We start from the raw sequence: 13,876 nt of genomic DNA, 5'->3' as shown, positions 1-13,876 counted from the left end.
GTATTCTGATGTGACAAAACCTGAGTCCTTTATAGTTAAAGTGTTTGTTTGCACTCATATTTTAACTATTCAGACTCAGGTTTTTTTATTTAGAGCAAACTATGGGACAGTAGTGGGCTGCCGTCTTTTTTTATTTTACGTTAAGGTCTACTGGATAAGGCATTATCCAAAACTCTATCTCAGTTAAAGTTATAGCCCAATGGATATCATGATCGGTGTCAGCCAAGCCAAAGTGCTGGCATTTTTTCCAAAACAACAAAACAAGTCTTATACAATCCAGCCTATTGAAATCTTGGCAATTCGTTTCATAATAAAAGAAACATCTCATTATTATATTTAAGATCATGGCAAAAAATTATTATGAAGAGCTCGGTGTTTCAAGAGATGCTTCAGCAGACGAAATCAAAAAAGCATATCGTAAACTGGCAAAGAAATATCATCCAGATATTAGTAAAGAGGCAGATGCTGAAGCCAAAATGCAGGCGATTAATGTCGCCTACGATACCTTGGGTGATGCCACTAAAAAGGCTGAATATGACCAGATGCTGGATCATCCACAGGGTTTTGCTGGCTTTGGTCAGGGTGCAGGCGGATTTGGTCAAGGCACGGGTGGTTTTGACGGTTCCCAGTTCTATCGCCAAAGTTCAGGCGATGGGGGTGCAGACTTTAGTGGTTTTGAAGACTTGTTTGGCCGTTTTGGCGCAGGGTTTGGTGGCGGGCAGCAGCGTTCGCAACGCCAGCAACGCAGTTACAAGGGCGAAGACCAGCATGCCAGCATTCAAGTTGATTTAGATATTGCCTATCACGGTTCAACCCAGCAGATTACCTTGCAAATTCCAACTTATAACGTCTATGGTGAGCCTGAAATACAGCGAAAAACCTTGCAGGTTAAGATTCCAAAAGGAATGAAAGAAGGTCAGCAAATTCGCTTAAATGGCCAAGGACAAAGTGGTATCAATGGTGGTGAAAATGGTGATCTTTATATTGAAATCCAATATAAAGATACCGACCGCATTCGTATTCAAGGGGCTGATGTCTATCAAACTATTGATGTAACTCCGTGGGAAGCAGCTCTAGGACAAAGCATTGAAGTCAATACTCCCGCAGGGCAACTCAAAGTCAATTTACCTAAAAATGCCAAAAATGGACAACAATTACGTCTCAAAGATAAAGGGATACCAAATAAAACTGCAGGGCATTTATATCTAATTATTAATATTGTTTTACCACCAGCACACAGCGAACAAGAGCAACGAGCTTATCAACAGTTTGCAGATGCTTTTGCTTCATTCAGACCTCGTGCATCATAAGGAGTAAGATCATGACAACTATTCAATACAAAGAAATTCAATATGACGGTCACTGCCAAGTTGAAATCATTGATGAACAATTGGCACTTGATCTTGAGCACTTTGCCGAAGCCTGTGGTCAAAGCACCGACTGGGTACTCAAGCTGATCGACTACGATATTTTGCAGATTCAGGTTGATCCACAAAGCCACCAGTTTATTGGTGAAGATGTTGCTCGCGCCCGTCGTGCCTATCGCCTGCAACGAGATTTCGATGCTAGTCTCTCAGCTGTGGCGGTAATGTTGGATTTAATTGATGAAGTTCAACAATTAAGAAGACAACTCAAACATTTCCACTGAGTAAAATACACAGACCAAATTCATCATTTTAATTTGGTCATTTTCTCAACTTCCTTCAGTGTTTGTTTGATTGGCTCATAATCTAAGAACCAAAGCAGATTAATATTTCGCTGCTTGTTTTGTTGTGCGAGCAAATCAATCACACTACGCTCACCACGACCAACCAAATGTTGCTGATAAAAGTAATAAAGTAGCAAGACTGTACTCAGCAACATCACACCTAACATAATCCAAAAACCTACGGGTGATTTGAGACCAGGAATAAACTCAAAGTTCATTCCATAGATTCCCGTAAGTAAAGTTAATGGTGCAAAAACTGCCGTGATAATTGCCAGTATTCGCATATTCTCGTTAGTTTGGTTCGCAATCGCAGAAAAATGTAGATCAATTGCAGATTGAACGGCATTGCGAAGCCTCAAAGTATGCTTTTGCACGCGTTCGACATGACTCATCAAATCATTTAAACGAACTAACAGAATATCTTGAGTTTTGTGCTTATGTTCTCCAACCACATGATGATAATTATCTACAAGCTCATCCCGAAACTCTTGTAAAGTTTCAATTTGCTCTTCACATAGATTTTCAATCTGCTGAAATGCCATATCTTCATGAAACAACTGATGCCATTGTTTAAATCGACGATTTCCTTGCAATAACTGTTGCTGCCAATATTCAACACGTCGTGTTAATGGAGTTCTTAGGTTTAGATAACCATCAATCATACTGTTTAATAAACGAAGTGATAAATCAGCAGGTGTACTTGGTAATTTACGCGGTTTGTTTTGTCAGCTATGGGTTTTTCCATAATCATCTGAATACGTTGGATATAACTCTCTACCGCTTTATTGCCCTGCTCTCTAAGACTAATCAAAATATGAGGCGTTAAAATAAAACTGATAGGCGTTGTCGCCAAACCAAAAACGCTTTCATGAGATTCAGATGCTTCATTTTCATAAATTTGGTCATCTGGCGTGATTAACTTACGAAAAACCAGAAGATCATATTCTTCAACACTATCAAAAGCACACGGATGTTCGATATTTAATAAATCTCGCATATGAAATTCATTGAGCACCACACCAGTATGCTCATAAATGTTCTTTTGCCACATCTCGTTATGATTCACTAAATCTTGTCTTAAACTATCGACCCATAAAAACTCTAGATGATGTTCTGCTTGTTCTTCTGCACTAATAAAAATCGTATTTTCACTGTTATGTCGATAAAAATAATAAAGCTGCATAACTCTAATGTTCAGATTAAATTTTAAAAAGATGATGCCATAAAAAAGTCCGCATTTAGCGGACTTTTTGTATATTGAGAAGCTTACGCTTGTTCAATATCTTTCATTGTTAACTTGATACGACCACGGTTATCAACATCCGCAACCTGTACTTTCACATCTTGACCTTCTTTCAATACGTCAGTCACGTTTGCAATACGCTCATTTGAGATTTGCGAAATGTGAAGTAAACCATCAGTACCTGGCATGATGTTTACAAACGCACCAAACTCAACGATACGGATTACTTTACCGTCATAGATCTTACCTGGTTCAACTTCAGCAGTAAGTGCTTGGATTTTTGCAATCGCAGCACGAGCAGCAGCTTTAGTTTCACCAAATACACGAACTGTACCATTGTCTTCGATGTCAATCGCAGCTTTAGTCTCTTCTGTAATGGCACGAATCGTTGCGCCACCTTTACCAATGACATCACGAATCTTGTCTGGGTTAATGCTGATCACTTCAAAAGTAGGAGCATGCATTGAAATTTCAGGACGAGCACGTGAAATCACTTTGTTCATTTCATTAAGGATGTGCATACGACCAGCAAATGCTTGGTTTAACGCAACTTCCATAATTTCTTCAGTGATCCCTTCAATCTTAATGTCCATTTGAAGCGCAGTAATACCGTTTGCTGAACCTGCTACTTTAAAGTCCATATCACCAAGATGATCTTCATCACCCAAAATGTCAGAAAGAACTGCGAAACGCTCACCTTCTTTCACTAAGCCCATTGCAATACCAGCAACTGGCGCTTTAAGTGGAACACCTGCATCCATAAGTGATAATGAAGCACCACATACAGAAGCCATAGAAGATGAACCGTTTGATTCAGTAATATCAGATACGATACGAATCACGTACGGGAAACGATCAGCAGCAGGAAGAACAGCTTGAACACCACGACGTGCTAAACGACCATGACCGATTTCGCGACGTTTAGGTCCCGATTCACGACCAGTCTCACCTACAGAGTATGCAGGGAAGTTGTAGTGCAACATGAAGTTGTCAGTTTTAGTACCAGCAAGGGTATCAACCATCAACGCATCACGAGTATTACCCAAAGTTGTTGTTACCAAGGCCTGAGTTTCACCACGTGTAAATAACGCAGAACCGTGAGCACGATCTAATACACCGACTTGAACATCGATCGCACGAACAGTTTTAGTATCACGACCATCAATACGTGGTTTACCTGACAAGATGTTGTCACGTACTGTACGATATTTAAGGTCTTCAAATAATTCATTTACTTCATCAGCGATACCAGTTTCGTCATTTTCAGGAACGAACTGTGCAACTGCTTCAGCATACAATGCATCTAATGCTGTATAACGATCTTGTTTAACTGCAATCGTATAAGCTTCAGAAATTTTTGCTTCGAAAGCTTCTTTCAATTTTGCACGAAGCTCTTCATTTTTAACTGGAGCAACCCAAGTTGATTCAACTGCGCCAGCGGCAGCAGCAAATTCTTTAATGGCTTGAATTGCAATTTGCATTTCGTCATGACCAAAAAGTACAGCACCCAACATTTGGTCTTCTGAAAGTTCTTTCGCTTCAGACTCAACCATTAATACTGCTGATTCTGTACCCGCAACAACTAAATCAAGATCAGATTGTGCAAGTTGTTCAAAGTTCGGGTTTAAAACGTATTCGCCATTAATCAAACCAACACGAGCACCACCGATTGGACCACGGAAAGGTGTACCAGCGATTGATAATGCAGCTGATGTACCTAGCATAGCGGCAATATCAGCATCCATCGTCTTATCAGAAGAAACAACAGTCGCTGTTACTTGAATTTCGTTGAAATAACCTTCTGGGAATAACGGACGAATTGGACGGTCGATTAGACGTGAAATCAAAGTTTCAGCTTCAGATGCACGACCTTCACGTTTACCGTAACCACCTGGAATACGACCCGCTGCATATTGTTTTTCTTGATAGTTAACAGTCAACGGGAAAAAATCTTGACCTGCTTTTGCTTTAGGTTGCGCAACAACCGCAACTAAAACAGTTACACCACCCATAGTGACTAAAACTGTATTTGCTTGACGTGCAACGCGACCCGTTTCTAAAACAACTTGGTGTTGACCAAATTGGAATTCTTTACGAACTATATTAAACATAGACATGTATTGTATTTTCCTAATTTTATTCTAGTGAGACCCCTAAGGTTTGGCATTCAGACCACAACTGCTGTGTAGATAAATGACAAAGCTTAGAAGCCATCGCACTAGATCAAATATTTAAAAAAGTTAAACGCAAAGAAGGAGCGAACAAGCGCCCCTTCTTAAAATCACCTAAAATAAATTAGATGAAACTCTCTTTTCAACGATAAAGCATAACAACATGCGAAATAGCGAAAACAAAGTAAAATCGAATTAACGACGTAAACCTAATGCGCCGATCAAAGCAACATAACGACCGTGATCTTTACCGTTTAAGTAATCAAGTAATTTACGACGTTGGTTAACCATACGAATCAAACCACGACGGCTGTGGTGGTCATGTTTGTGCTCTTTAAAGTGACCTTGCAAATCATTGATTTGAGCAGTCAACAAAGCAACTTGTACTTCTGGTGAACCAGTGTCATTTTCAGCACGAGCAAATTTAGCGATGATCTCTGCGCGATCAGTATTAGTTAAAGCCATTCGATTTCTCCGAGATGCTTAAAAGTTAAATGATAATGATCAGTTGCGAGCAACCGACTGCCGTGCATCACTACAGCAAGGTGCTATTTTAAGTGATCTATCGTTATATTGCAAAAATGTTTTATGTTTACTGGCAATTCGGCAGCTGACAGCGTTGAACAAAAACGGCACACTAGGATGAATCTGTTTTCAATTTATAACAGAAGTGAAAGAAAACGAAAAAATTCGAGGGAATCGTGAAAATTTTATCTACCAATACCTGTTATGTTCCAAAAGACCTGAATCAAGTTATTCGCTCCAAAGATGAGGTCGCAGCTGAATTGGGTGGGATGACGGAACGTCAAATCCAAAAAATTTGGAATAGTGTTGAACAACTTTATAAAACAGGTAATTACCCGCTTGTAACCCTGTGCTTACGCCGTAATGGACAGATTCTACTCAACCGAAGTATTGGCTATGCACGGGGAAATGCTCCAGAAGGTTTAGCTGCTGATGCGCAAATCGGAACACCAGATACGCCAATTTGTTTATTTTCAGCATCGAAAATGGTTACAGCGATGCTCATCCATATGTTAGATGAGCGTGGTGATCTAAATTTACTAGATCCAATCAGCTACTATATCCCTGAATATGGTGTCAACGGAAAGCGTCGTGCCACCATTTTTCATTTACTTTCTCACCGTGGTGGAATCCCTCGTATTGATCAAGAAGTTACTCCAGAACTTCTGTTCAACCAAGATGAAGTTTTAAAGTTACTTTGTGCTGCTAAACCTGTTTCACCATCAGGTACTCACCTCGCCTATCATGCAGTTACCGCAGGTTATATCTTGGGTGAAATCGTTAAACGTGTAACAGGACAAAATGTTCGTGACTTTTTGGCTGAACAAATCGAAAAACCAATGGGGCTTAACTATTTTAACTACGGTCTCAAACCAGAATATCGTGCCGATGCGGCATTAAACTATGCCACAGGAATCCATCCAAGTTTAGGGACGGATCACTATCTACACCACGTATTAGGTGGTGGACTACAACTCGCAGTTGATGTGACCAATGACACCCGTTTTATGGATACCATCTGTCCAGCAGGAAATATTTACACCAGTGCTGAACAAGCAGGACGTTTCTTTGAAATGTTGTTGAGTGGTGGTGAATATCAAGGCAAACAAATTATGTCGCCACAAACGGTATTCCGTTCAACCCTGCCAACTTCTGGAGTTAGCTTAGATCGTACCTTATTAGCCCCTATGCGCTATGCGTTAGGACCTATGCTTGGAAGCAATCCAATTGGCTTATTTGGTCCAATGACTGGACAAGCATTTGGGCATATCGGGTTCTCGAATATTTTATGTTGGGCAGACCCAGAGCGCGACATCAGTGTTTCTCTACTCACAACGGGCAAATCAGTCGTCGGAACTCATTTACCTGCATTAGCAAAGACCCTCTATCAAATCTCAACCAACTGTCCAAAAATTCCAAAGAATCAGCGACGCTCATTGTTTGCAACTGATCGTACTGAAAATGATAACGTTTAATCTGAAGCGTTCACGCATAAAAAAGCCCAAGTTAGACTTGGGCTTCTGCGCGTAATTATAGTTATCACTATTCTTGTAATTTTCTTTTCTTGTTTTGCTACATTCAACCCTCTGAACGTATGAGCACATCATTTTCTTGGTGTACTATGCAGTTATTAGAGCTTGTTCCTCTTTATGCTTACTATTCTCTCAGAATCAATTGTGGAGAAAAATAGAATTTCTCTTATCTCTGTGTAAGCAAAAACGTACAGGTCTGTATAACATTTAACTTAATAATACAAATTTGTTGTCCTACAATCATTTTTTAGATTAAATAATAATCTAAATTTTAAAATGACTCAGAGTGAATATTAACGTGTCACAAGTTAAACAAACTAAATTGCAATTTGATGAAATCAGATCAAGAAAATAAAAAAGCCCTGTAGTCTCTCCCAAAACTACAAGGCTTAGCGGCTGTAAGTTTCCTCTTTTATCACTTACTTCACTGTAAGTTCGCTGTCATACCGACTTTATTATTATCTTTGTGCGATTTACCTAGCATTCCTTGCTAGGCTGTTTGTGGTTATATAATCTCAAAAACACGTATTTAGCTCTAGCGACAATATCTCGAATCTGTGTAAGCTTTTGCTTACAAAAACCCTCATTTTAAAGAATAATTTCACAATCAGTCTAAATTAATCTTTTGAACTAAACCACTGCGACGAACTGTTCGAATCGTAAGGGCTGCTCGTAATGATTTCTGTGTCGCTAAAATACTCACGACTTTTTTCGCTCTTGTAATTGCTGTATAGATCAATTCCTGACTCAACAATTTTTCTGCATGTGCATCTAAGACAATTGCAGTATGAGAGAATTCAGAACCTTGAGATTTGTGAATGGTCAATGCAAATGCTGTTTGCATATTACGCGGTAGTCGATGTGCTGCAATCCACTTATTTAAACTCGGAAAGTACACTTCAAATTGTTGTGCTTGGCTTCGATGTTTAAAACAAATCCCAATATCACCATTTGAAATTCCTAACTGATAGTCGTTATAGGTCATCATCACAGGGCGTCCAACATACCATTCTGCAACTGCAATTTGTTTAAGCTGCTGATTCACCCAACGTTCAGCATAGCGATTGAGTTGTTCAATCCCCAAAGCACCATGTTTCACTGCCGCTAAAATTCGATAATCATCAAAGACCTGAATAACCTGTTGAATATATGATTCTGGTTGGTCGGCTTCTATATAGTTTTTTAATACGTCGACATAATCTTGAAAGCCATACATTAGTTTTTGTTGATACTGCTCAGCATCTATATCCTGTTGCTCAGGTAAATATTCCAACTGAATAAAATCAGGCATTTCTTTACTGAGTTTAATCTGCTGAAGTGAAGCAGGCTTTACAATTTCACTTTCAAGTTTAGATAAGACTAAATGAGAGTCAGCAGAAGCCGATTGTGCTTGAATAAAACGAGCTAACTGACCAATTTTGGCTTCATCAGAAAAACGGCGACTTTTTTTTAGCTCTACTCGATTATCTGCCAAGCCTTTCACCTGCTGTAAATCTGCTAAAACAGCACCCACATCGACGGATGCTAATTGATTGGCATCTCCCAATAAAATAATTCGACATGACTCAGGAACCGCTTCAAATAACGCGGTCGCAAGACTCAAATCTAACATCGACGCCTCGTCCACTACGATGACATCATAAGGTAATGGTTGTTTGAGATTGAAGCGTGGAACTTGTCGATTCCCCATTCCTAACAATCGATGCAGTGTTTGGGTACTTTGGTGTCGTAGGTTATCCGTTACTAGCCCAGACTCAAGCAGCTTGGGATCCTTAAATGAGTTTTGCAATGCTTCTTGCATACGTTGCGCTGCCTTACCAGTAGGTGCAGCCATGGCAATCCGAATATCAGGGATTGTTTGATTTAATGCCGCAATAATGCGTGCCAAAGTATAGGTTTTACCTGTACCTGGTCCTCCTGTAATGATGCTGAGCCATTGTTGCATCACCATACTTAAAGCTTTCTGCTGAAATTCATCACTCAATAAATGTTGATAAACAGAAATATCAACCTCTGGTACCATTTGTCGCTTTAATCGACAAATCTGATGAGCGAGGCGTTGTTCTAATTGCCAATATCGGTATAATGCCAAGCCCTGCTGATCATAGACGCATGGGGCAACCTGAGTCATTGCGATTTCACTGAAAACCGCTAGATCACCTAATGCTTCAAGCTGTATTGCTTCAAAATCAATACAACTGTCGCCTTGTAAACTGGCTTCCATCAATTGCTCTAATATTATCGCAGCATTCGATGGTTGAGCAGATTGAGAGAACGGTGCTTGAGAAAGATAGTGACTCCACACATTCAACCACTGGTTTTGTTCTGGTTGCTGACTAATTCTTTTGTCCACAGAGTTATCCTCAAACTTACCCACACGCTTGTCCACAAGGTTATAGACAGACTTATTCACAAGATAAACTTTTGTTTAATTTAAAATTACACACTTTATCTACATTATTTTCTGATTTTTATCCTCAGAAAAATATCCCAGTATTGCATCTAATCGTAAAATAAACTCATCATTTGGCTTCCAGTAAAAATAGCCTTGCTGAGCCTGTCCATTCATACCACGCAAATACAGATATGATGCGCCACCTAGATGTTCTGCAATATTATAATTTTGCAGTTTAACGCGAAGATAGCGATGCAAAGCGACTAAATATAACCCTGCCTGAAGCCAATAACTGGACAATGACATACTGTCAGCAATCTGTTCAGCATCATAATCTGATTGATCTGCACCTAAATAATTACTTTTATAATCGGCAATATGGTAGCGCTGACCATCAAAATAGACCAAGTCAATAGAACCATTTAGATAACGTGCTGATTTCGCTTCCAATAGTTCAGGCATATAAATGTCATATTCTTCAAACAACTGCTGTATGCGTTGCATTGCTAATACACGATCAGATAAAGACAGATAAAATGGACATTCCGATAGATACTGTCCTGCTATTAACTGCTTTAACTGAAACTCACCATTCAGAGGTGTAGCCAAAACATCTTGTAGCCATTCCGCAATCCACTGATATAACAGCTGCTCAGCTTGTAGCTGTTCTGGAAACTGCTGTTGATACAAGCTAAAAAGATCAGACCATAAACTTTGATAAGTATTCTTAAAACGGCGACGAATTTCTTCGACCCAAGTATCAGGTTGTTGAAAATCAATCAGCTCAAAAATCTCATGTAAGAAATTACCTGCCAAAGCACCCTTTGGAAAATTTTGTTTAATCCATGCGATTGGCTGCGAAACCGGTCTCTCATCAATGATGATTTGTGTGAGCTCTAATTCATCTTCAGCCTGTTGTAGATTCTGATCCATATTTGCCAAGCGATCCATACGATTGGCTTTATGTTTTAAATGTTGTGCCAAATAACTAAAGCTGGTTTTGCCGCGTGCATAAAAACGTTGTGTCGGTAAAGGCTGTGCGGCAAGTGTTAAATCTTGAGAGATCTTTGCGGTACGAAGAGTTGCAGGACGTTCCTGAAGACAAGCCTCATCCGCGCTATAGATATGCTGAAAAACCTCAGCTTGGTTTTTCCAAAAAGCTAAAGCAGATGCTTTGGCTTTATCCCCTTTTTCAGGTTCAAACACAGCATAAACACGATGACTAGCACGCGTTAGTGCGACATACCATAAACGGTTTTGTTCGGCTTGAGCGCGTTGTTGATGCTGATTGATTTCTGTATCTTGAAGAAAATTCTTATCGGCGATCGCAACGACACGTTGTGTTCGGATTTGTCCTGTTTCAGGGAGTTGAATCTCTGTAGTGGAAAAGTTTAAAGCTTCTGATTGATTTGAGGGTGATTTATTTGCACCCAATAAAAATACGATTTTGAACTCCAATCCTTTAGATTGATGAATCGTCATGAGTTGAACACCAGCTTCACTGGATAGTTTATGTTCCAGTTCCCACTCTCGATCACTTGGCGAATTCAGCTGTTTAAGATACCAATGATAGAGATTCTGAGGTCCTTGTACATGTTCGCTATGCTGACTCAAAATATCGGTCAAATGACGTAAATTTACCACGGCACGTTCATTATCTTTACTTTGAGTGATCACCAATTGCTGCCAAATCTCGAATTGATTTAGACATTGTTGCCACGCCACCAAGAAACCTTGGTTAATCCACATTTCACGAAGATCATCAAAGGATTGCATGTAGTCACTTAACCCAATTGGGCTCTGCTCGAGTGCTAACAAACGGTTAAGATCAAATCCAAATAAACGGCTAAGTAAGGCTCGTTTCAACTTAGCCTCATCAAAGGGATGAAGTAGAGCCGTCAGTAAGGCTGCCACATCCTGTGCGATAGGCGAGTCAAATACGCTGCGTTTTGACGGACGATTGACACGAATTCCCAAATGCTGCAATGCCTGTTGTACTTCGTCTAGCTGTCTGTGACTACGTGAAAGTACAGCAATATCATCTTCGTCAATTGCTTTCCGAGTTTCACCTTGAAGATACAGTTGATTTAAGTGTGCTTGATTGAGCAAACTTTGAATTTTCCATGCGACCTGAGTCGCTTGTTCTTTTGAGTCCGCAAGCTGTAACCAGCGTAAAGGGGCAGGATTAATTTGATGATCATCGATTAAGGCAGGATGTGGTCGCTCTCCTGCTTGAATCGGGTCATAGATCACTTGCTCGCCAAAATCTATTTGTCGTTGAAATAAAGCATCCACTACTTCGACCAGTTCTTTGACTGATCGATGGTTATGAATCAATTTATATTCACGTCCCTGTTTTGCCATAATATCTTGATAGGCATTCAGAAAGGTCAGCATGTCCCCGCCACGGAACCCATAAATCGCCTGTTTACGGTCCCCAACCATAATCATGCAGCCCTTTTGATAACGCTGTGGATGCCGCCAAATACTCGCCAACATATCATCCTGATCTTGGTTTGTATCCTGAAATTCATCTACCAAAATAAGTGGATATCGGGCTTGTACAAAGACTGAAAAACGTTGCCCCTGCTCACCCTTTAAAGCATCTGACAAGGTTTTAATTTGCTGAGCAAAAGTGGTTTCCCCCTTTTGTTGTAATATTTGTGGCAAACGTTTTTTGACTTCTACACACAAATAAGCTTTTAAATAAACTTGTAATTGTTCAAATTGTTGTTGAGTCTGCTGCAGAGATTGAAGTAATCGTTGTAGTTGTAAAAGGGTTGGATGTTGATAAAAACCTTCTGAAATATCAACTGGACATTTCTTAAATATTTTCTGCTCATTGAGCTTATCTAAAAATTTAAATGCGGCATCACGTTGACTGGAAAAATAAGTATCAAAAACTTGTAAATTCTCCGTCTCAATAAGTGTTTTTAATAGTTGAGGCAGAGACTCACTGAACAGTTTATTAAATGCATGATTACGAAAAGAAGTTCCATTGATATGTGAATAATGTGCACCATCCAAATTAAAATATTCAGCCAAGCAATTAAGTTCAATTTGCTGCGCTTGTTGCTGCCATTGTTGCAGTTGGGCCCATTCTATCTCAGGAAAATTCGGCAACTTAAATTGTGCTGATCTAAAATTTAGTGAACTTTCGACCATACCAATAAAGTAATCGACATTCTTTAATCCACCTACCATGTAAAGTGTATCAATCAACGGTTGGGGCTGGGCTTGAATCCATTCACGCAGTACATCGTGGATCAATTGACGGGTATAGGCTTTTGCGTCTTCCGTAATTTGCGCGCGTTCGATCTTGCCACTTTCAAAAGCAAATTCTCGTAATAATTTCTGGCTAAAACTATCTAATGTGCCAACAAACAACTCATCTAACTGATCTATTACTAGCTTTAACCGTTCACAAGCATAAGCAATACGCGGTGCGAAAGTTTGTAGAACATGTTGTTTTAATGGATCATTTTCTTGCAAGGCAAACTGATAAATATCCGCTTCCAATACATTTCGAAATGGTTCTAAAAACTGTTGAACCTCAACTAAACGCGCGCGTATCCGCGTTTTTAACTCTGCTGCTGCTGCGCGAGTAAATGTTGTAGCTATCACCTGATGTGGCAAATATTTTTCTAAAAATATCCGCACCATGAGACTCGACAGAGTATAAGTCTTACCTGTTCCTGCCGAAGCTTCAATTAAATGTAAACCTTCGAATTGAATATCACGAATCGGTTGGTAAGACACTGGAAATTGTGTATGCATGTCTTACTCCACTCGTAAAAATTCAAAAATTGGTTGATATAAAGCATAAGAATAATGATCACAGGCGAATTGCAACAATGCCGTTGCATCCTGTTCCTGCAAAATAAACTGCCAATCTCGGTGCTGTTGATTCGCCTCATCTTGACTAAAATCAACAAAGCCTGTGTTGTAGGTATTTTTCCAGATTTTCAGCAAATCATTTTGGCTCTCTTCACTCAGCGTATGTAGTGCATCCTGTTCAACCCAGTCATATGCTTTCCCTTTTTCCAAAGGTTTTAATAACAATGCCGCAGGCAGCACTACAGGTTGCTGTTGGGCCTGTTGCCAAAGCTTTAACCAATGCTGTAGATAGTGCTTCGCCTGATGTGAACTCACCCCTTCACAAATCACGGTTTGATCACTAAATACCACCACACGACGTTTTTCAGAAGCCGTCTCTTGATCCAAAATGACAAGCCACAGCAAATACTCAAGCCAAACTTTGGCAAAGCGTTTAGCACGTGCACTCGAAGCATCTAAGCTAAT

At 39.8% G+C, this 13,876-nt stretch carries 7 protein-coding genes and 2 pseudogenes; 3 read left to right on the top strand and 6 right to left on the bottom strand.

Features of this window, described 5'->3' with window-relative positions; all coding sequences use genetic code 11:
- Nucleotides 1-344 precede the first annotated feature (344 nt).
- Nucleotides 345-1,310: a DnaJ C-terminal domain-containing protein gene (locus tag A2003_RS07680; protein ID WP_005403596.1), complete on the top strand. Its 966-nt coding sequence runs from the start codon at nt 345-347 to the stop codon at nt 1,308-1,310.
- An 11-nt stretch (nt 1,311-1,321) separates the two neighbouring features.
- A complete protein-coding gene (locus A2003_RS07675; protein WP_004763725.1) occupies nt 1,322-1,648 on the top strand; it encodes a chaperone modulator CbpM in 327 nt (108 codons plus the stop codon).
- A 23-nt stretch (nt 1,649-1,671) separates the two neighbouring features.
- Here the strand turns inward: A2003_RS07675 and A2003_RS07670 are convergent.
- The 3 genes and pseudogenes from A2003_RS07670 to rpsO all read right to left on the bottom strand — a co-directional run bounded on the left by A2003_RS07670 (nt 1,672) and on the right by rpsO (nt 5,587).
- A pseudogene (locus A2003_RS07670) lies at nt 1,672-2,891 on the bottom strand (magnesium transporter CorA family protein).
- 83 nt (nt 2,892-2,974) lie between these two features.
- Nucleotides 2,975-5,062 carry a polyribonucleotide nucleotidyltransferase gene (gene pnp, locus A2003_RS07665; RefSeq protein ID WP_171053834.1) on the bottom strand — a complete coding sequence of 696 codons (2,088 nt, stop codon included), beginning with the start codon at nt 5,060-5,062 and terminating at the stop codon, nt 2,975-2,977.
- A 255-nt stretch (nt 5,063-5,317) separates the two neighbouring features.
- Nucleotides 5,318-5,587 (bottom strand): 30S ribosomal protein S15, encoded by a 270-nt coding sequence (gene rpsO, locus A2003_RS07660; RefSeq protein WP_004656162.1) that lies wholly within the window; start codon nt 5,585-5,587, stop codon nt 5,318-5,320.
- A 236-nt stretch (nt 5,588-5,823) separates the two neighbouring features.
- Between rpsO and A2003_RS07655 the strand changes: the two genes are divergently transcribed.
- Nucleotides 5,824-7,122 carry an EstA family serine hydrolase gene (locus A2003_RS07655; RefSeq protein ID WP_004957543.1) on the top strand — a complete coding sequence of 433 codons (1,299 nt, stop codon included), beginning with the start codon at nt 5,824-5,826 and terminating at the stop codon, nt 7,120-7,122.
- A gap of 664 nt (nt 7,123-7,786) precedes the next feature.
- On the opposite strand, the gene recD is transcribed toward A2003_RS07655, so the two are convergent.
- The 3 genes and pseudogenes from recD to A2003_RS07640 all read right to left on the bottom strand — a co-directional run.
- Nucleotides 7,787-9,532 carry an exodeoxyribonuclease V subunit alpha gene (gene recD / locus A2003_RS07650; RefSeq protein WP_286687117.1) on the bottom strand — a complete coding sequence of 582 codons (1,746 nt, stop codon included), beginning with the start codon at nt 9,530-9,532 and terminating at the stop codon, nt 7,787-7,789.
- A 99-nt stretch (nt 9,533-9,631) separates the two neighbouring features.
- A complete protein-coding gene (locus A2003_RS07645; protein WP_286687116.1) occupies nt 9,632-13,351 on the bottom strand; it encodes a UvrD-helicase domain-containing protein in 3,720 nt (1,239 codons plus the stop codon).
- 3 nt (nt 13,352-13,354) lie between these two features.
- Nucleotides 13,355-13,876 (bottom strand): annotated as a pseudogene (locus A2003_RS07640) (exodeoxyribonuclease V subunit gamma); the annotation flags it as partial.

The organism is Acinetobacter sp. GWC1_38_13 (genome assembly GCF_001767535.1).
GTDB classification, from domain to species: domain Bacteria; phylum Pseudomonadota; class Gammaproteobacteria; order Pseudomonadales; family Moraxellaceae; genus Acinetobacter; species Acinetobacter junii.
The sequence above is the reverse complement of the archived record's forward strand: the minus strand, read 5'-3'. Positions and strand labels throughout refer to the sequence as shown.